This window comes from Shinella daejeonensis, from assembly GCF_024281235.1.
In the GTDB taxonomy this organism is placed as follows: domain Bacteria; phylum Pseudomonadota; class Alphaproteobacteria; order Rhizobiales; family Rhizobiaceae; genus Shinella; species Shinella daejeonensis.
Genome location: NZ_JAHWXY010000001.1, coordinates 1,230,943 through 1,250,473 on the forward strand (window position 1 = coordinate 1,230,943; position 19,531 = coordinate 1,250,473).

Here is a 19,531-nt window from a genome sequence, read left to right on the forward strand (position 1 = left end):
GATGCGCTGTTGCAGCGGCGCCCGGGTTCGGCCGGGCCATCGGGCGGCGACGGCGGAACTCCTCCTTCCGCAGGGCCGCCGGCGATCAGTCGGTAAGACGCCTCCCCGTCTCCACGTCGAACAGGTGGATATGCCCGGCGTCGATGGCCAGACGGATGGTCTCGCCGGGTCGGGCGGCAACCCGTTCGCGGAAGATGCAGGTCACATCCGTTCCGCCCAGCTTGACGATCAACTGTGTCTCGTAGCCCGTCGGCTCGGTGACGGCGACGGTCGCCGGCAACCCTTGACCGTCAAGCGAGATGAATTCCGGACGCAGGCCGTAAATCAATTCCCGCCCGAGGGCCGCCGCCGGCGCTTTCGCCACCGGCAACCGCGTGCCGTCCGCAGCGACAAAGGCCTTCGGGTCGTCCGGATCGAGCCGGCCCCTGATCATGTTCATCGCCGGCGAGCCGATGAACCCGGCGACGAACAGGTTGTTCGGCGTATCGTAGAGATCGAGCGGCGCGCCGATCTGCTCCACGATGCCGTCGTGCATGACGACGATCTTGTCGGCCATGGTCATCGCCTCGATCTGGTCGTGGGTGACATAGACCGTCGTCGTCTTCAGGCGCTGGTGAAGCTCCTTGATCTCGGCCCGCATGGCGACGCGCAGCTTGGCGTCGAGGTTGGAGAGCGGCTCGTCGAACAGGAACACCTGCGGATCGCGCACGATGGCGCGTCCCATGGCGACGCGCTGGCGCTGTCCGCCCGAAAGCTGCCGCGGGTAACGGTCGAGCAGCGCGCCAAGGCCGAGGATCTCCGCCGCCGCCTTCACCCGCCGGTCGATCTCGCCGCGGTCCGTCCTCGCCAGCATCAGGGAGAAGGCCATATTGTCGGCGACCGTCATATGCGGATAAAGCGCATAGTTCTGGAACACCATGGCGATGTCGCGCTCCTTGGGGGGCAGCGCGTTCACCACCCGGCCGTCGATGCGGATCTGCCCGGCGGTGATGTTCTCCAACCCCGCCAGCATGCGCAGCAAGGTCGATTTACCGCACCCCGACGGCCCGACGAGGATGACGAACTCGCCGTCCTCGATCTCGATGTCCACCCCCTTGATAACCGGAAAGGTGCCGAAGGACTTTCTCACATCGACGAAGTCAACGCCTGCCATACATGCCTCCTCCCAGGCTTCTGTTTCTTCTTTTCCGCCGGTTGCAACGCCCGCGAACGGCCCTCCTCAAAGCCGCTGTCGCCGGCGATCCCGTTCACCCCGGCCCGATCCGGCCTCCGCATTCATCCTCGATATGGATGCGGATGATCTCGTCGAAACTCGTTTCCGCAACAAACCCCAGCTCACGCGCCCGCCGCGCGTCGAAATCGGTGGCCCAGCCGGCGACGATCCGGCGGATCAGCGGGTCGGGCTCGCGGCGGATCAGCGCCACGGCCTTCGGTCCGGCGATGCGGCCGAGCGCCTCGATTTCCTCGCCGACGAGGGCGGAAAGGCCCGGCATGGTCAGGTTGCGGCGCGGCCCGATGCGCGCGGTGTCCATGCGCGCGGCATGAACGAAAAAACCGACCGCCGAGCGTGGGCTGGCGAACCAGTGCCGCACGGCCTCGTCCACGGGCAACACGGCCTCCTGCCCCGCCAGCGGCTCGCGCAGGATATTGGAGAAGAAACCCGATGCGGCCTTGTTCGGCTTGCCGGGGCGGATGCAGATGGTCGGGAGGCGGATTCCGACGCCATCCAGAAATCCCTTGCGCGTATAGTCGGCCAGCAGAAGCTCCGAGATCGCTTTCTGCGTGCCATAGCTCGTCAGCGGCGTCGTCATGAACTCGTCGCCGATCCGCTCGGGGAACGGCTCTCCGAAAACCGCGATGGACGAGGCGAAAATGAAACGCGGCCGGTAGGGCTCCCTCATGCCTTCCTTGCGGATCGCCTCGAACAGCAGGCGTATGCCGTCGAGATTCACGCGGTAGCCGAGTTCGAAATCCGCTTCCGCCTCGCCCGAGACGATGGCCGCGAGATGAAAGATGACGTCCGGCCGCCGGGCCGCCAGTTGGCCGGCAGCATCTTCGTGCGAAAGATCGAGCGCCAGGGCGGAGGCGATCGGGGCAAGGGCCTCGGGCGTCGGCGGGGCGATCACGTCGACCAGCGTCAGCCGCCCGACATCATATCCGAGCGCGGCGGGATCCTCCGCGATCTTGCCTACCAGCTTGCGGCCGATCATTCCGGCCGCTCCGATCACCATGACATGCATCAGCGGCAAACCTCCTTCGTTATGCCATCCCGGCCCTGCCGGTCCTTCGTCAACGCTCACGCCCGCGCGGGCGCGTCCTGCCGCGCCAGCAGCTCCTTCGTCGTTTCGTAGATCCGCGACAGATGCTTGTCGAAGGCGGCCACCACCGCCACCCGGTCGCGCCTCTTCAGGCCCTCGACGATTTCGACATGGTCGCGATAGCTCGCGGCGATCGCCCCCGGCTGCGACATGGCGGAGCGGCGGAAATCCATCATGTAGGTGTAGAGATCCGTGACGAAATCCGAAAGCAGCGGATTCCGGCAGGCCCGGTAGATCGCGACATGAAACTCCCGGTCGCAAATCAGGAACCGCATGGAATCGTTGACGGCAAGCCGATGCGCCTCCAGCAGGTCGTCGAGCTTGCCGAGCGTTGCCGCGTCGATCCGCTCGGCGGCGTCGCCGACGATGCTGAGTTCGATCAGCCGCCGCGCCGCATGCACGGATTCCAGATCATAGCTGTCGATGGCGCTGGACGAGGCGATCGTCACCGTCATGTCGCCGAGATCGACATTGTTGACACGCGTCCGGCTGCCCTGCGCCACCTCCAGGATACCGCGGGCAGCAAGCTGCTGGATCGCGCCGCGCACCGTCTCCCGGCTTACGTGCATGACATTGGCCAATTCACGCTCGCCCGGCAGTTCGTCACCGGCCCTCAGCATGTTGGTGGCGATCAGCACGACGATCTTCTCGGCGATCAGGTCGCGGGCCGTACGACGGTCGAGCGACTTGCCCACCTTCGGCATCTCCGCCAGCACCGGACGTTCATCCATCGCCACCTGCCTCCACTGATCTACTGGTTGGTCCACCAGATCAGTTGTGAACAGACCCGCAAAATCACGGCCCGTCAAGGCGCCTTCGTCACCGCATCGCACCAAAAGTTCAGGTATCCGTTGTGCAGCGCAAGGCTCCATCAGGCCAGCCACCGCCGGACGGTGGTTCCATTCATTCCGTCGGCCGCTATTATCCCCACCAGAAACCGGAGCTTCGAAATGGCCGTCACCGACATCGCAACGCGCGCCTACGATCATAATTTCCGGCTGGACCCGATCGTTCGCAGCCTGCTCGACACCGATTTCTACAAGCTGCTGATGTTGCAGATGATCCGCCAGCTCCATCCCGAGGTGCAGGCGACGTTCGCCCTCATAAACCGGACGAGAACGGTGCGGCTCGCCGATCTCATCGACGAGGGCGAATTGCGGGCGCAGCTCGACCATGCGCGAAAGATCCGCTTCACCAGAAAGGAACTGATCTGGCTTGCGGGCAACAGCTTCTATGGCAACACGCGCATGTTCAGCCCCGACTTCATCGCCTGGCTGGCAGCATTCCGCTTGCCGGACTACGACCTACGCAAGGTCGACGGACAATACGAGCTGCGCTTCGAAGGGCCATGGACCCAGACGACGATGTGGGAGATCCCGGCGCTGGCGATCATCAACGAGTTGAAATCTCGGGCCGCCCTGCGTGACCAGGGCCGTTTTGCGCTCGACGTGCTTTACGCCCGCGCCAAGGCCCGGCTGTGGGAAAAGGTGGAGCGTCTCCGGCAGCTCCCGGATCTCGTCATCTCGGATTTCGGGACGCGGCGGCGACACGGCTTCCTGTGGCAGCGCTGGTGTGTCGAAGCGCTGAAGGAGGGTCTCGGCGAGCGGTTCATCGGCACGTCCAACGTGCTGCTCGCCATGGACGCGGATCTGGAGGCGATCGGCACCAATGCGCACGAATTGCCGATGGTCGCCGCCGCGCTGGCCGAAGACGAGGCAGCGCTCGCCCGTGCGCCCTACCGTGTATTGGACGAATGGCGGCGGCATTATCACGGCAATCTGCTGATCGCGCTGCCCGACGCTTTCGGCACCGCCGCCTTCCTCGCCGGCGCGCCCGACTGGCTCGCGGACTGGACCGGCTTCCGCCCGGACAGCGCGCCGCCCATCGAGGGCGGCGAACAGATCATCCGCTGGTGGAAGGACAAGGGCCGCGACCCGCGTGAGAAACTGCTAATCTTCTCCGACGGCATGGATATCGACACGATCGAGGAAACCTATCGCCATTTCCACGGCCGCGTGCGGATGAGTTTCGGATGGGGAACCAATCTCACCAACGACTTCCGGGGCTGCGCCCCCGATGGCGGAACCGCGCTGGAGCCGATCTCCCTCGTCTGCAAGGTGGTCAGCGCCAATGGCCGGCCCGCCGTGAAACTTTCCGACAATCCCGCAAAGGCGACCGGCGATCCGGCGGAGATCGAACGATACCGGCGCATCTTCGGCACAGAAAGCCGGAATGCCCGGCCCGTGGAAGTCTGATACAGATCGCCCGCAGGGCTGCATGCCGCCGGAAATCCACTATTCTGGCCCGGCCTGATTCGGCAGGCCGGGGACTGGAGAAAAAATGCGCGCGACACTGAACGAACTTGCAGCGGATCTCGCCACGGGCAGGACGACCGCCTCTCAACTGGTCGAGACCTCGCTGGCGCGCATCGCCGACGACGCGGGCGAAGGCGCCCGTGCCTTCGTCAAGGTCCATGCGGAAAAGGCCCGCGTTGCGGCGGGGGCGGCCGATGCGTTGCGCCGGGCGGGCCTCGCCCCCTCCCGCTTCGCCGGAATCCCGATTGCCGTGAAGGACCTCTTCGATCTCGCCGGAGAGCCGACGTCCGCCGGATCCGTGGTGCTGGCGGACGCAGCGCCGGCCCCGGCCGATGCCGTCGCCATCGCCCGGCTGAAGGCCGCCGGCTTCATCATCGTCGGCCGCAACAACATGACCGAATTCGCCTTTTCCGGCCTCGGCATCAACCCGCATTACGGCACGCCCGCCAATCCCCACGACCGGGCGGCCCGCCGCATCCCGGGGGGCTCTTCTTCCGGCGCCGCCGTCTGCGTGACGGACGGCATGGCGGCCGCGGCGATCGGCTCGGACACCGGCGGCTCCTGCCGCATTCCGGCGGCTCTTTGCGGCATCGTCGGCTACAAGCCGACGGCAGGCGCCGTGCCGCTTGGCGGCACGCTGCCGCTCTCCTTCACGCTCGACTCCATCGGCCCGCTGGCGGCAAGCGTCGACTGCTGCGCCAGCCTGCATGCGATCATGAGCGGCTCCCCAACCGGGGAAAGCGAGGCCGCAAGGTCCGTCCGGGGCCTGCGCATCGCGGTGCCGCAATCGGTGGTCTTCGACGGCATCGAGCCCCATGTGGCCGCAACCTTCGAGGCAGCCTTGAAACAGCTGGCGGACGCCGGCGCCCATGTCGACGAGATCCCGCTCACCGAGTTCGAAATGGCCGGCCGTATCAACGCCAAGGGCGGCTTCGCGGCGCCGGAAGCGCTGTCCTGGCACCGCACCCTGCTTGAACAGCAGCCGGAGCGCTACGACCAGCGCGTGCGCGCCCGCATCCAGCGCGCCCGGGAGCAAAGCGCCGCCGACTATATCGACATGCTGCATATGCGGCGCGCCTATATCGAGGCGGTCAACCGCGTCATCTCTCCTTATGACGCCCTCGCCATGCCGACCGTGCCGATGATCGCCCCGACCATCGCCTCGCTGGAAAACGACACCGATCTCTTCGTGAAGACCAACCTGACATTGCTGCGCAACCCGTCGCTCATCAACCTGATGGACGGCTGCTCGATCTCCCTGCCGATCCAGCGCGACGGCGAAGCCCCTGTGGGCCTGATGCTTTCGGCGGCCGGCGGCCGCGACGCGGCGCTCTTCGCCAATGCCCGGGCCGTCGAAGCCGCCTTGCGGCGATAGGATCACGGTCTCCGCCGAGGCCAGGAACCAGCCCGGTCTCGGCATAATCCTTCCGGGAGAACGCTACGCCAGCCTCTCCCGCGGGCTTCCCGGCCCGATGTGGCCGGGCGCGGTCGAAATCCTCGCCCGTACCGCCGTCGCCGGCAGCGACCGACGCCCCGGCCTCCGGCCTATTCGCCAGCCTGGCCGGCCTTCAGGAAATCCGCCATCTCGACATTGTAGAAGGTCTTGGTGCGGGGGCCATCGAGAATGGGATCGATGCGGCGCACGCATTCCTGATAATGGGCGGTCTTGCGATGCTCGTCCAGCGCCTCGGGCGACGAGAAGACTTCATAGACCAGGAAGCTGTGATCGTTATCGGGATTGCGCAGCACATCGAAGCGCAGATTGCCCGGCTCCTTGCGCGTTCCTTCATAATTAATCCGGAAGGCTTCGAGAAATTCGGCCGCATGACCCGGCTTGACGTTGATGCTGACCATCTGGATGAGCATAGCATAATCCCTGCGTTGTTGATGATTGCGCAGATGCGCCTTGAATGAAGAAGATCACAGGCCCGGCGCCTTCCACATGGGGGTGGTGACACCCTCGTCGACGAGCTGGCGCTGCAAGGCGTAGGCCCGCGCCCACCGCTCGCCGGCCTCGTCGTAAATGGCCTTATGGCTGAAATCGGGCTCGAAGCTCCGGTCCCAGCGCACCCAGCTTGCCGCCGTCTCGACGAAGTCGCGCCTAAGCCCGACGCCGATCGCCGCGGCGGCCGCGCAGCCGAGCGCCGTCGCCTCCTTGACCACCGGCGTCACCACCGGCAGGCCCGTGGCGCTGGCGAGGATCTGCGACCAATGCGCCGATTTCGACGCCCCGGCGGCAAAGACGATCTTGTCGGGCCGCTTGCCCGAAAGCCGGAAGATCGCCTCCAGATTGCGGGCGGCGACGATGGCCGCGTTTTCCTGCAAGGCCCGGAAGATCACCGCCTTTCCCGATTTCTCGGGGTCGATGGAAAGGTTGAGCAGCGACGGCGCGGCGTGATACCAGTTGCCGTAGTGCATCACATCGGAAAACACCGGGATGACGCCGTGAGCGCCGACGGGAACGGCGGCGGCCTTTTCCTCCAGCAACTGGTAGGCGTCGCCGCCGGAGCCGGCGGCGAGCATCTCCTCCGCGCCGAAACTGTCCCTGAACCAGCGCATGACGAGGCCGACGAAGAAGCTGATCGCCTCGGCCTGGTTGAGGCCGGTCACCACATGCGGGTTGATGCGCAGGTCCATCGACGGGTCGAAGACCGATGGCCCGACATTCACCACCTGCTGCCAGAAGGTGCCGCCGAGCACGGCGCAATCGCCCTCGTTGACGACGCCGATCGCCGCCGCCCCGATCTGGCAGTCGCCGCCGCCCATGACGACCGGGGTCCCGGCGGCAAGGCCGGTTTCCTCCGCCGCCTGCGCCGTGACGCGGCCGATCACCGTGCCCGGCTCGACGCTTGGCGGAAAGATATCGTCGCGCATGCCGGCCTTGCGCATGGCTTCCGGCAGCCAGTCGCGGCGCGTCAGGCTGTAAAGTCCGGTCGTGCCCGCATTGGACGGGTCGCTGGCGATCACGCCGGAAAGGCGCGCCAGCACCCAGTCGGACAGCATGCCGATCCTGTCGATCCGCTCGTAGACCTCCGGCATGTTCCGCTTCAGCCAGAAGAGACGCGGCAGCGCCCCGAGCGCGAACGTCTGCCCGGTTTCGGCGTAAAGCTCCCGTTCGAGGCCCGGGAAATCACGCTTGAGGTCGCACACCTCGCTATTGGCGCGGCTGTCCACATTGGCGCAGGCCCAGATCTCGCGGCCGTCGCGGTCATAGGCGACGAAAGCCTCGCGCATGCTGGTGGCGCTGACCGCCCGGATATCTCCCGCCGACAGGCCGGCCTGCGCGATCGCCTTGCGGACGGCGCGTGAAAGCAGCGCCCAGTTGCCTTCCACATCGAAATCCATGGAGCCGGGAAAGCGCGGGTCGGCCTTGTGCCACCATTCCTGCTGGGCGCTGGCGATCTGGTTGCCGTTCTCGTCGAAGATCACCGCCCGGCCGCTGCCGGTGCCCGCGTCGACCGCCAGTAGATAGGATGTCGTCATGTCTCTCAGTCCTTGATCTCGAGGAGGCCGGCGGCCGTGGTTTCGTCGGTGATCAGGATACCGACGAATTTCCCGCGCAGCGCCGCATGGATGGTCTGGACCTTGTGAAGACCGCCGGCGGCGGCCACGACTTTCTCGGCGCGGGAGAGCGCCGCCAGTTTCACGCCGATCACCCGGTCGTGCAGCGGCAGCTCCAGCGCGGCGCCGCGCTCGTTGTAGAACTGGCAGAGAATGTCGCCGACGGCGCCCTTGCGCCGGAGCGGCTCGACGTCATCGGGGCTGATATAGCCGGCGCGGACCACCGTCGAGGCCGGGGAAAGCTCGCCGATGCCGACAAGCTGGTAGGTCGCGTTGAGCGCCATGTCGAGCAGGTTCGCGACGGCCGGTTCGGACGACAGGTTGCGCGCGACATCGGGGTCGCGCACGACGAGCGGGGCCGGCACCAGATGCACGCTGCTGCCCCAATTGGCCGTGCGCATGCCGTCGACATAGGTGCCGACGCCGCCGGTGAGACTGACGAGGCCGATATTGCGCTCGTTGGCGAGATGGCCGAGCCGCTGGATCGTGTTGCTGACCGTCGCGCCCCAGCCGACCGCCAGCAGATCGTCCGGCTGAAGCCGCTGCATCAGGAATTGCGCGGCGGCCTGTCCGAGCCGGTCGCTCGGATCCTGATCGGGAAGCTGCGGCACGACATAGGCCTCAAGCAGCCCGTAGCGCTCCTTGATCCGGCGCTCGAGCGCCAGGCAACCCTGATAGCGCGAATTGATGCGCACCTGGATGATGCCCGAACGACGGCCGCTTTCCAGCAGCCGCGAGACCTTGATCCGCGACATGTTAAGCTTTTCGCCGATCTCGTTCTGCGTCAGGCCGTCATTGTAATAGTACCAGGCGATGCGGGTCAGGATCTCCTCGTCCGCGTCGGCGTAGCTCCATTCCCCGTTTTCCGACGCCATTGATGCGGCTCCCTCCGTCGATATCTGATCATTTGAATAGCAAATAAACTTTTGATCCGTCAACGGCGAGGCGTTCGGAAAAAATCTTCCTCCCGCCAAATACTTGATTCCCACCATGAATTCAAGAAAATAGCGAGATATGCCGGAACTCCTCGCGATCTCGACCCGCTGAACATATTGACGTCGATTTAGACCTGTGTTCACATGATAGTCACGAAATACATATGAACAGGTGAGGAATGACTGGGAGCCCGGCGACCGGGAGGGTTGCGAAGCTGACCGACATCTGGAAGTCCTACGGCCCGGTTCCGGTGCTGAAGGGCGTTTCGCTCGCCTTGCAGGCCGGAGAGGTGCATGCGCTGCTCGGCGGCAACGGCGCGGGCAAGTCCAGCCTCATGAAGATCATGTCCGGCATCATTCCCGCCAATTCCGGCGCCATCGAAATCGACGGCAGCCCCCTCACCCACGCATCGCCAGCACTTGCCCAGCAGCTCGGCCTCTATCTCGTGCCGCAGGAAGCCCATATCCTGCCCAACCAGAGCGTTCTGGAAAACATCTGCCTCGGCCTGTCGCCTTCGCCGCGCAGCCTGCGCCCGCGGATCGAGCGGCTGGTGACGGAACTGGCCGTGTCGCTCGACCTCGATGCGCAGGCCGCGGCCCTCGAAATCGCCGAACGGCAGATCGTCGAGATCCTGCGCGGACTCGTGCGCGACGCCCGCGTCCTCATTCTCGACGAGCCCACCTCCGCCCTCACTCCCTTCGAAACCGCCGCCCTTTTCCAGCGCATTCGCAAAATGCAGGCCCAGGGCGTCGGCATATTCTTCATCTCGCACAAGCTGCGCGAGATCCGCGAGATCTGCGATACCATCAGCGTGTTGCGCGACGGCGTGATCGTGCTTTCCGGCCTGCTCGGCGATTTCAGCGACACGGAGATCATCGACGCGATGAGCCGCGTGCAGATTTCCGGACAGGCGGAACGCGAAAGCGCGGATCGAACGGTGTCGCGGATCGGCCGGCCCCGCCTCAGTGTGCGCGGCCTGAGCGGCGAAGGTTTCCGCGACATCAGCCTGGAAGTGCGGGCCGGCGAAATTCTCGGCCTAGCCGGCGTCGTCGGCGCAGGCCGCACGGAATTCGCCGAAACATTGTTCGGGCTGCGCCGCCAGTCGGCAGGTTCGGTCTTTCTGGAAGACGCCGAGCTTTCCGACCGCTCGCCGCGCAAATGCATCAACCGGGGTCTCGTCTATCTCCCGGAGGATCGCCAGCAGCATGGCCTCTTCCTCGAGGCGCCGCTTTACTGGAACGTTTCGTCCTATCTCGTGCACAAGCTGCCCTTCTTCCTGAAACCGGGCGCGGAGCGCAAGGTGTTCGACGGTTTCCGCGAAAGCATGGGCATCAAGTGCACCGGCGCGGGGCAGCAGGCGCGCGGTCTTTCCGGCGGCAACCAGCAGAAGGTGCTGCTCGCCAAGTGCCTCTCGGCCCGCCCCCGGGTGCTGATCCTCGACGAGCCGACGCGTGGCGTCGACGTGGCGGCGCGCAACGACATCTACGAACTGATCCGCACGCTTGCCGCCGAAGGGGTTGCCATCGTCCTCATCTCGTCGGACTTCGATGAAATCGAGCAGCTTGCCGACCGGGTGCAGGTCATGGCGTTCGGACAATCCGGCGGGGAATTGACGGACGATATCTCCATCGACGCCATCGCAAGGCTCTCCTTCGGCGCATCGGAGGCCCGTCATGCTTGACCTCTTCGCGCGCAACCGCGTGATCACGCTGCTTCTGGTGCTGGCGCTCGCCTATAGCGCCATCGGTGCGGTCGCTCCGGGTTATCTGTCGGGCGCCACGGCCGCGTCCGTCCTGTCGAGCAGCCTCGTGCTGATGCTGATCTCGCTCGGCACGATGATCGTCATCCTGACACGCAATATCGACGTATCGAGCGGCTCGGTGCTGGGCCTCAGCGCCGCCGTTCTCGGCCTGTCGCTGAACGCCGGCGTCAGCCTGCCGCTCGCCATCGTCTTCTGCCTGGCCACTGGGGCGGCCGCCGGCGCCTTCAACGGGCTGATCGTCGCCTATCTCGGAATTCCTTCCATCGTCGCCACGCTCGGCACCCTCGGTCTTTACCGCGGCATCATGCTGGTGCTCACCGGCGGGCGCTGGATCGAGGATCTGCCCCAGGGACTGAAAGCGCTGGCCGGCAACCTCGGCTTCGGCTTCTCCGCGCTGACGATCGTGGTGCTGGCGCTTGTGGCGCTTGCCTGGATCGTGCTGCGCAGGACGCGCTTCGGCCGCTACTTCTATGCCGTCGGCGACAATCGCGCCGCCGCGCACCACCTCGGGGTTCCCGTCCGCCTCGTGCAATTCACCGCCTTCGTCGCCACCGGCGTCTGCGCGGCACTCGCCGGTCTCGTCTTCGCAGCGCAGATCGGCTTCATTCCGAACCAGGCCGGCAACGGCGTCGAACTGAAGGCCATCGCCGTCAACGTTCTCGGCGGCGTCAGCCTGCTCGGCGGCACGGGCTCGGTCGCCGGCGTCTTCGCCGCGGTCATCTTCATCACCTCGATCGACAGCGCATTGGTCTTCCTGAAGATCCCGGCCTATTGGAACGACTTCATCGCCGGCGCGATCCTGCTTTCCGTGCTGCTGCTCGACGGCCGCATCCGCCAGATCGTCGACCGCCGCATCCGCGCCCGCCGCTACGCCGTGCATGAACGCACGCCCGCCCGCGACAGCCAGGCGACACCGGCCCGCACCGTGGAGGCAAGCCGATGAAAAAGCTGATCTTCCGCTGGGAAACCGCGCTTCTTGCGATGCTCGTCGCCGAACTTCTCATCTTCGGCCTGCTCAATCCGCGCTTTCTCAATCCCGCGAACCTGATCTACGGCACCTCGGATTTCGTGCAGATCGGCATCGTCGCGCTGCCGCTGACCCTCGTCATCATCGCCGGCGGCATCGACGTCTCCTTCGCCTCGGTGATCGGCCTTGCGGCCATCGTCTTCGGCGTCGCCACCTTCTACGGCGTGCCGCTGCCGCTTTCGATTGCCCTTGCGCTCGTCGCCGGCGCCTGCTGCGGTCTCCTGAACGCCGCCGTCATCCACCTGTCGAAGATCCAGCCGCTCGTCGTCACGCTCGGCAGCCTCTATCTCTTCCAGGGCGCAGCGACGGTCGCTTCCGGCCTCGTCGGCGCGGGCGGCTACGAGGGCATCGGCAACTTTCCCGCCGCCTTCAATGCGTTCGGCTATGCCGAATTCCTCGGTTTGCCCGCTTCGCTGGCGCTGTTCCTCGCACTCGCCCTCATGCTGATCGTGCTGTTGCATTTCACCCGCTTCGGCCGGGCCGTCTTCCTGTCCGGCCAGTCGGAAAGCGCCGCGCGCTTTGCGGGCATCCCCGTCGCGCGGGTGCAGACGGTCACCTATGTCATCACCGGCCTTGCCGCCGCCGTCGCCGGTCTCGTCATGTCCGCCTATTTCGGCTCGGCGCGCGTCGATCTCGGCTCGGCGACGCTGCTGCCGGCGGTGACCGCCGCCGTGCTCGGCGGGGCCTCCATCTATGGCGGCCAGGGCTCGATCCTCGGCACGCTCATCGCCACCTTCGTCATCGGCTACCTGCAACAGGGCCTCCAGGCCGTGGGTGTCCCAAGCCAGATTTCCAGCGCGCTTTCGGGCGGTCTGCTGGTCATAGCGGTCGCATTGCGTCACGCAAGCGCCCTGCTCGCCGACTTCATCGCCGTCGCCCGGCAAAAGAGAGAGAACCGGGCGGCCGTCACCCCAGGAGGAGTATGAGAATGATCAAGACCATCATGAAATCCGGCGTCGTCGTCGCGGCGATGCTTGCGGGCACCATGCTCGCCTCGGGCGCGGCGCGGGCGGAAAACCAGATCGCCTTCATTCCCAAGCTGGTGGGCGTCGGCTTCTTCACCTCCGGCGGTGCCGGCGCGACGAAGGCCGGCGAAGAGATCGGTGCGAAGGTCACCTATGACGGGCCGACCGAGCCGAGCGTTTCCGCCCAGGTGCAATTCATCAACAATTTCGTCAACCAGGGCTATAACGCCATCGTCGTCTCTTCCGTCTCGCCGGACGGCCTGTGCCCGGCGTTGAAGCGCGCCATGGAACGCGACGTGCTGGTGATGACCTGGGACAGCGACGTCAACCCGGATTGCCGCAGCTACTACATCAACCAGGGCACGCCCGAGCAGCTCGGCGGCCTTCTCGTCGACATGGCGGCCGAAGGCGTCACCAAGGAGAAGGCCAAGGTCGCCTTCTTCTATTCCAGCCCGACCGTGACCGACCAGAACGCCTGGGCGGAAGCGGCCAAGGCGAAGATCGCCAAGGAACATCCGGGCTGGGAGATCGTAACCACCCAATACGGCTATAACGACGCGCAGAAGTCGCTCCAGACGGCCGAAAGCATCCTCCAGACCTATCCCGATCTCGACGCCATCATCGCGCCCGACGCCAACGCCCTTCCCGCCGCCGCCCAGGCTGCGGAAAATCTCAAGCGCGCCGAAGGCGTGACCATCGTCGGCTTCTCCACCCCGAACGTCATGCGCCCCTATATCGAGCGCGGCACCATCCAGCGCTTCGGCCTCTGGGATGTGACGCAGCAGGGCAAGATCTCCATCTACGTCGCCGATCACGTTCTGAAGAACGGCCCGATGAACGTCGGCGACACGCTGGAAATCCCGGGTGTCGGCACGGTCGAGGTTTCGGCCAACAGCGTCCAGGGCTACGATTACGAAGCCGATGGCAACGGCATCATCCTGTTGCCGGAACGCACCGTCTTCACCAAGGAGAATATCGACAACTTCGACTTCTAATCACTGACGACCGAACGGCGGGCGGCTTCGGCCGTCCGCCGCAGTTTTTTCCAAGACAGGGATGCATGCCGATGAAAAGCCGCTGGAACGACGACGACGCAAGACAATACGTGGAGACCGCGCGCGCCGCCGGCCAGAGCGAGGCCCTCGGCCTGCGCATCTATACATCGCGCATCATCGGCGGCGATCCCGATCTCGTGCTGCACGGGGGCGGCAACACCTCGGTCAAGGTGACAGGGCCACAGGGCGAAGCCCTGATGCACATCAAGGGCAGCGGCTGGGATCTCGACACCATCGAGGCGCCGGGTCTGCCGCCTGTGCGGCTGGCGCCGCTTCTGGAGGCCCGCAACGGCCCGAAGCTCTCGGATCCGGCCATGGTGGCGCTGCTGCGCGCAAGCCTCATCGAGCAGGATGCGCCCAATCCCTCCGTCGAGGCGCTGCTGCATGCGTTCCTTCCCTTCGCCTTCGTCGACCACACGCATGCGACAGCGATCCTGGCGCTCGCCGACCAGCCGGACATGCGCGAGACCGTGAAGCGCATCTATGGCGACCGGCTCGCCTATGTGCCCTATGTGATGCCGGGCTTCGATCTGTCCATCGAGGCCGACCGCGTCTATCGCGACAACCCCGGTTGCCAGGGGCTCTGGCTCGAAAACCACGGCCTCTTCACCTTCGCCGAGGATGCGCGCGCCTCCTACGAGCTGATGATCGAATTCGTCACCATGGCGGAAGAGGAACTGGCGCGCGCCGGCGTCACGCTCACCGGCCCGCAGGCGAGCGACGGCGAGAAGGACGACGCGCTGGCCGCCCGTCTCGAAAAGGCGCTGACGCGCGACGGCTCGCCTTTTACGCGGGGCGTCGCGCTCGACTATCGCTCCACCCCGGCGATCCGCCGCCATGCCGCAAAGCCCGAGGTCGAGGCGATCGGGTTGCGCGGCACCGTCACACCGGACCACGTCATCCGCATCAAGCCCTGGCCGATGGTCATCAAGGCCGATGCCGGCGACGAAGCGATCGCCCGCGCCCTTGAGGACTATGCCGCACGCTACCGCACCTATTTCGAGCGCAACGCCGCCCGCGCAAGCGAACCCAAGACGATGCTCGACGTCTATCCGCGGCTGGTTCTCGTGCGCGGCAAGGGCATTTTCGCCATTGGCGCAAACGCCGGGGCGGCGAAGATCGGCGGCGATCTCTGCGAGCAGGCGACCCGGGCGATCAACGCGGCGGAAGATTACGGCACCTATACGCCGATCGGCGAGGCGGATCTCTTCGACATGGAATACTGGTCGCTGGAGCAGGCCAAGCTGAAGGTCGCGGCCGGCTGACGCATTTCCAGCCGGAGCGGTCTCGCTTCGGCTGGAAACTGTACGCAGCGATTTCGCGTCCGGAATTTCGCAAAAACAAAGAGATAGAGCGTTTTCGCAATTCGGGGAAAAGCGGAAATGCCCTATGCAGCCGGCGGCTCCAGGAAGGCATGGGTGTCGGCGGCGTTGAAGCGCAGGGACACCCGTTCGCCCGGGGTCAGGCCCGCAAGGGCCGCATGCCCGAACGGGATGCGCACCGAGACCGGCGCGACATCGTTCATTCCGACCAGCACATGGACATTGTTGCCGAGGAAGGTGACGTCGTAAACCTCGCCCGCCAGGGCGCCTTCTCCCTCTCCGCGTTGCAGATCGATACGCTCCGGCCGCAGCAGCAGCGCCGCCCTGCCGCCGGGCGAAGCCGCCCCGTGCAGCGGCACGCCGTCGATCATCGCGCCGCCCGGCAGAACCAGCCGCGCCTGCCGGCCATCGGTCGAAACGATGCTCGTTTCGATAAAGTTGCTGTCGCCGATGAACTCGGCCACGAAGCGCGTCGCGGGCGCGGCATAGAGTTCCGGCCCGGTTCCGATCTGATCGATCTCGCCCTGGCTGAAGACGGCGATGCGGTCGGACAGCCGCAGCGCCTCCTCCTGATCGTGGGTCACATAGAGGATGGTCACGCCGGTTTCCTGATGGATGCGGCGGATTTCGAACTGGATCTCCTCACGCAGCTTCTTGTCGAGCGCCGACAGCGGCTCGTCCATCAGCAGAACGGGCGGATTGTAGACGAGCGCGCGGGCAAGCGCCACGCGCTGCTGCTGGCCGCCCGACATATTGGCCGGCTTGCGGTCCTCGAACCCTTCGAGCCGGACCAGCTTGAGCGCGGCGCGGACCCTTTCGGCGATTTCGGCCTGCGGGCGGCGGCGGATGCGCAGCGGAAAAGCCACATTCTCTCCGACGGTGAGATGGGGAAACAGCGTGTAGCGCTGGAAGACCATACCGATATTGCGCCTGTGCGACGGCGTCGCCAGCAGGCTGCGGCCGTCGAGAAAAATGTCGCCGCCGCTTGGATCCTGAAAGCCCGCCAGAATGTAGAGCGTGGTCGATTTCCCTGATCCCGAAGGGCCGAGAAAGGTCATGAACTCGCCCTGCGCGATATCCATGGTCACATCCCTGACAGCCGTGAACGAACCGAACGTCTTGCGGATGCCGCGAATGTTGAGAAAGGGTTCGCTCATGTCTTTGGTCCCTTGCGGACAAGCGCCGCCAGTATCATCAGAAGAATGGTGAAGGCGATCAGCAGCGTGGAAGCGGCGGCGATCACCGGCGTCAGATCCTGCCTGAGCGTCGTCCAGATCTTCACCGGCAGGGTCTGCAATGTCGGGCTCGCCATGAAGATCGCCAGGACGACCTCGTCCCAGGAGGCGAGAAAGGAGAAGACCGCGGCGGCGAAGATGCCGTGGCTGATCGCCGGCACCGTCACCCGCAGGCGCGCCTCCCAGGGGCTCGCCCCGCACAGGATCGCCGCGTCCTCTATCGACTTGTCGAACCCTTCGAGCGCATTGCCGATCGAGATGATCGAGAACGGCAATGCAATCAGCAGGTGGGCGACAACGAAGGCGAAGGTCGTGCCGGCAAGGCCGAGCTTCAGGAAGAGCGCATAGAGCGCCACGGCGAGCACCACCACCGGCAGGATCATCGGCGTCAGGAACAGTGCGCGCAACGCGTCCCGCCCCGGGAACCGTCCCCGGTTCAGGCCGAGCGCGGTCAGGAAGCCGATGACGACCGAAAGCACGGTGACGATCGCGGCGATCTTCAGGCTGGTCAGCGCCGCATAGAACCAGCGCGGATCGGCAAAGAGATCGTGATACCATCGGAAGGTCCACGACGGCGGCGGAAAGATCAGCCATTGCGACGAGCCGAAGGAGAGCGCGGCGATGAAGACGATCGGCAGGATCAGGAACAGGCAGACGGCGACCGTAATCCCGATGAGAACGCCGCGCAGCGCGCCAAGCTTGTCGAAATCGAGCAGCATGGCCTACCTCGCCGCATTGGGGTTGAAATAGCGCAGCTGCACCGCATAGAGCGCAAGCGTGACGACGAGCAGCACCAGCGCCGCAGCTCCCCCCATGCCCCAGTTGACCAGCGACTGCACGAATTGCGCCACGAGTTCGGCCAGCATCATGTTGGAGGTGCCGCCCAGCAGCGCCGGCGTCACGAAATAGCCGAGCGACATGACGAAGACCATCAGCGCGCCGGCCGCCACGCCGGGCAGCGAGAGCGGCAGGAGCACCCGGAGGAAACATTGCAGCCGGCCGGCGCCACAGAGTGCGGCCGCGCGCAGGATGCCGGGATCGATTGCCCGGATGACGCCCATCAACGGCAGGATGACGAAGGGCAGCATGATATAGGTCATGCCGATGGTGACGCCGACGAGATTGTTGACCAGCGGCAGCGGCGCGTCGATCAGGCCGAGACCCATCAGCGTCTTGTTGATCACGCCCGTGCGCTGGAGAAGCACCATCCAGGCGTAGGTTCGGGCGAGAAGATTGGTCCACATCGACAGGATGATGATGGCGAGGACCAGCCGCGACCATTTTTCCGGCATGATGGCAAGCAACCAGGCGACCGGATAACCGATGGAGACGGACAGGATCGTGACGACGGCGGCCACGATGAACGTGTTGAGGAAGATCCTGAGATAGGTGGTGGAGCCGAGCAGGGTCGCATAGTTCTGCAAGCCCGGCTCCGGCTCCAGCACGCTGCGCAGCAGGAGCATCAGAACGGGGATGATGAAGAAGATCACGACAAGCAGCAGGGCGGGCACGAGATAGCCGAGGCTGCCGTCCCTTTTCCCGTTGCCTGTCGCGCCGGCTGTCGCCCAAAGAGCCATGGTCGTCCATCCATTCGATCAGGAAGACGGACCGGCGTTTCCCGCCGGTCCGCAAGCGTTCTCCACCCGCAGCTTTATTCGGCCTGCCAGGCGTACCAGCGGGTTCCGATCTCGTCGCGGTGCTCCGCCCAATAGGACATGTCGGCGTTCACCTGCGTTTCGGCCTGCATGTCGGGAAGCGTCTTGCGCAATTCGGCGTCCATCAGCGCGCTGGCCTCGAGATTGATCGGCGCATAGCCGGTCTCGGTGGCGAATTGCGCCTGGGCCGGGCCGCTGGTGGCCGCCGCGATGAACTTCATCGCCGCTTCCTTGTTCTTCGCGCCCTTGGGCACGACGAGGGAATCGGCCGCCGTGATATTGTTGGTCCAGGACGTCTCGACCGAAACGCCGGTTTCGGCAAGCGCCGTCAGGCGACCGTTCCAGAACGACCCAAAGGGAGCTTCGGCCGACGCGAGAAGCTGCTGCGACTGGGCGCCGCTGTCCCACCAGATGATATCGGCCTTGATCGTGTCGAGCTTCTTGAAGGCGCGGTCGAGGTCGAGCGGGTAGAGCTGGTCGGCCGGCACGCCGTCGGCAAGCAGCGCAGCTTCCACGACGCCCGGCGCCGACCACTTGTAGAAGGTGCGCTTGCCGGGGAATTTCGCGGTATCGAACAGATCGGCCCAGGTCTTTGGGCATTCGGCGACCGCATCCGTGTTGCAGCCGATCACGAAGGAATAATAGAAGCTGCCGACGGAATAATCGGTCACAAAGCGCGGATCGAGCTTCGACCTGTCGATGACCGAGAAGTCGAGCTTCTCGAGCAGGCCCGCATTTCCGGCCTGAACGGCATAGTCGCCCTCCACGTCGACGACGTCCCAGGTCACATTGCCGGATTCGACCATGGCCTTGATCTTGCCGTAGTCGGTCGGTCCGTCCTGGGTGACCTTGATGCCGCTGCTTGTCGTGAAACTCTCCGCCCAATAGGTCTTCTGGGCGTCCTGCGTCGTGCCGCCCCAGCTGGTGAACACCATCTCCTGTGCGGCAGCGCTTCCGGCGAAGCCGACCGTTGCGGCGAGAAATGCGATTGCGACCCTGTTTTTCATGTTCCCGTTCTCCTTGGTTCTGGTTGTCGTTCGATTGGTTCAGGCCGGCGCGCCGCCGCCAATGGGCGAGAACGCCGCCGGCGTCATGATCTTGTTCTCCGCGGTGACGATGAGATCGCGGATCTTCGGCAGGAAAGCCTGCCATTCGGGGTCGGCGGCAAGGCGCGCGCGCCGCGCCTGCCTGTCGTCCAGCCCCGTAAAGCCCCAGATATGGACGATCTCGTTGACCGGCCCGATCTCCGAGGAAAAATAGCCGACGAGATTGCCGAGATGGCGCTTCTGGATGGCGATCCCCTCCTCGCCCACCGCCTTGAGATATTCGGGAATGCCGCCGTTCTTCAGCCGGTAGGTGCGGATTTCGTAATACATGGCC

General features: G+C 65.3%; 18 protein-coding genes. 7 read left to right on the forward strand and 11 right to left on the reverse strand.

Features of this window, described 5'->3' with window-relative positions:
* Positions 1-85: 85 nt before the first annotated feature.
* The 3 genes from KYK29_RS05915 to KYK29_RS05925 all read right to left on the reverse strand — a co-directional run bounded on the left by KYK29_RS05915 (position 86) and on the right by KYK29_RS05925 (position 3,049).
* The gene (locus tag KYK29_RS05915) at positions 86-1,153 is read right to left on the reverse strand and encodes an ABC transporter ATP-binding protein (protein WP_254689904.1); all 1,068 of its coding nucleotides are present in this window, start codon (positions 1,151-1,153) and stop codon (positions 86-88) included.
* A 94-nt stretch (positions 1,154-1,247) separates the two neighbouring features.
* Positions 1,248-2,240: a D-erythronate dehydrogenase gene (denD, locus tag KYK29_RS05920; RefSeq protein WP_254689905.1), complete on the reverse strand. Its 993-nt coding sequence runs from the start codon at positions 2,238-2,240 to the stop codon at positions 1,248-1,250.
* A 56-nt stretch (positions 2,241-2,296) separates the two neighbouring features.
* A complete protein-coding gene (locus KYK29_RS05925) occupies positions 2,297-3,049 on the reverse strand; it encodes a FadR/GntR family transcriptional regulator (RefSeq protein WP_254689906.1) in 753 nt (250 codons plus the stop codon).
* A 219-nt stretch (positions 3,050-3,268) separates the two neighbouring features.
* On the opposite strand from KYK29_RS05925, the gene pncB reads away from it, so the two are divergent.
* Together pncB and KYK29_RS05935 are read left to right on the forward strand one after the other, a co-directional pair.
* Positions 3,269-4,573: a nicotinate phosphoribosyltransferase gene (gene pncB / locus KYK29_RS05930; RefSeq protein ID WP_254689907.1), complete on the forward strand. Its 1,305-nt coding sequence runs from the start codon at positions 3,269-3,271 to the stop codon at positions 4,571-4,573.
* An 85-nt stretch (positions 4,574-4,658) separates the two neighbouring features.
* Positions 4,659-6,008 carry an amidase gene (locus tag KYK29_RS05935; RefSeq protein ID WP_254689908.1) on the forward strand — a complete coding sequence of 450 codons (1,350 nt, stop codon included), beginning with the start codon at positions 4,659-4,661 and terminating at the stop codon, positions 6,006-6,008.
* Positions 6,009-6,178: 170 nt separating this feature from the next.
* On the opposite strand, the gene KYK29_RS05940 is transcribed toward KYK29_RS05935, so the two are convergent.
* Genes KYK29_RS05940 through KYK29_RS05950 form a run of 3 tightly spaced genes read right to left on the reverse strand, consistent with a single transcriptional unit; the run spans position 6,179 to position 9,069 of the window.
* Complete coding sequence (locus tag KYK29_RS05940; RefSeq protein WP_254689909.1) at positions 6,179-6,499, reverse strand: antibiotic biosynthesis monooxygenase; 321 nt, start codon at positions 6,497-6,499, stop codon at positions 6,179-6,181.
* Between the two features lie 54 nt (positions 6,500-6,553).
* Positions 6,554-8,116 (reverse strand): autoinducer-2 kinase, encoded by a 1,563-nt coding sequence (gene lsrK / locus KYK29_RS05945; RefSeq protein WP_254689910.1) that lies wholly within the window; start codon positions 8,114-8,116, stop codon positions 6,554-6,556.
* Between the two features lie 5 nt (positions 8,117-8,121).
* Entirely contained in the window at positions 8,122-9,069 is a 948-nt protein-coding gene (locus KYK29_RS05950; protein ID WP_254689911.1) for a sugar-binding transcriptional regulator, read from the reverse strand.
* Between the two features lie 239 nt (positions 9,070-9,308).
* On the opposite strand from KYK29_RS05950, the gene lsrA reads away from it, so the two are divergent.
* The 5 genes from lsrA to KYK29_RS05975 all read left to right on the forward strand — a co-directional run bounded on the left by lsrA (position 9,309) and on the right by KYK29_RS05975 (position 15,204).
* A complete protein-coding gene (lsrA, locus tag KYK29_RS05955; protein ID WP_254689912.1) occupies positions 9,309-10,811 on the forward strand; it encodes an autoinducer 2 ABC transporter ATP-binding protein LsrA in 1,503 nt (500 codons plus the stop codon).
* Positions 10,804-11,835 (forward strand): autoinducer 2 ABC transporter permease LsrC, encoded by a 1,032-nt coding sequence (gene lsrC, locus KYK29_RS05960; protein ID WP_254689913.1) that lies wholly within the window; start codon positions 10,804-10,806, stop codon positions 11,833-11,835. The genes lsrA and lsrC overlap by 8 nt, the downstream gene beginning before the upstream one ends.
* Complete coding sequence (locus tag KYK29_RS05965; RefSeq protein ID WP_254689914.1) at positions 11,832-12,845, forward strand: ABC transporter permease subunit; 1,014 nt, start codon at positions 11,832-11,834, stop codon at positions 12,843-12,845. Before lsrC ends, KYK29_RS05965 begins: the two co-directional genes overlap by 4 nt.
* 2 nt (positions 12,846-12,847) lie before the next feature.
* The gene (gene lsrB / locus KYK29_RS05970; RefSeq protein ID WP_254689915.1) at positions 12,848-13,879 is read left to right on the forward strand and encodes an autoinducer 2 ABC transporter substrate-binding protein LsrB; all 1,032 of its coding nucleotides are present in this window, start codon (positions 12,848-12,850) and stop codon (positions 13,877-13,879) included.
* Positions 13,880-13,950: 71 nt separating this feature from the next.
* A complete protein-coding gene (locus tag KYK29_RS05975; RefSeq protein WP_254690094.1) occupies positions 13,951-15,204 on the forward strand; it encodes a class II aldolase in 1,254 nt (417 codons plus the stop codon).
* 122 nt (positions 15,205-15,326) lie between these two features.
* Here the strand turns inward: KYK29_RS05975 and KYK29_RS05980 are convergent, their stop codons facing one another.
* The 5 genes from KYK29_RS05980 to KYK29_RS06000 form a co-directional block, all read right to left on the reverse strand.
* Positions 15,327-16,418, reverse strand: coding sequence for an ABC transporter ATP-binding protein (locus KYK29_RS05980; protein WP_254689916.1), 1,092 nt, complete (start codon positions 16,416-16,418; stop codon positions 15,327-15,329).
* Positions 16,415-17,215 carry an ABC transporter permease gene (locus tag KYK29_RS05985; protein WP_254689917.1) on the reverse strand — a complete coding sequence of 267 codons (801 nt, stop codon included), beginning with the start codon at positions 17,213-17,215 and terminating at the stop codon, positions 16,415-16,417. Before KYK29_RS05985 ends, KYK29_RS05980 begins: the two co-directional genes overlap by 4 nt.
* A 3-nt stretch (positions 17,216-17,218) precedes the next feature.
* Positions 17,219-18,073, reverse strand: a complete 855-nt coding sequence (locus tag KYK29_RS05990) for an ABC transporter permease (RefSeq protein ID WP_367880968.1) — start codon at positions 18,071-18,073, stop codon at positions 17,219-17,221.
* Positions 18,074-18,147: 74 nt separating this feature from the next.
* Positions 18,148-19,158: an ABC transporter substrate-binding protein gene (locus KYK29_RS05995; protein WP_254689918.1), complete on the reverse strand. Its 1,011-nt coding sequence runs from the start codon at positions 19,156-19,158 to the stop codon at positions 18,148-18,150.
* A gap of 39 nt (positions 19,159-19,197) precedes the next feature.
* The gene (locus KYK29_RS06000; protein ID WP_254689919.1) at positions 19,198-19,527 is read right to left on the reverse strand and encodes an NIPSNAP family protein; all 330 of its coding nucleotides are present in this window, start codon (positions 19,525-19,527) and stop codon (positions 19,198-19,200) included.
* Between the last annotated feature and the right edge of the window lie 4 nt (positions 19,528-19,531).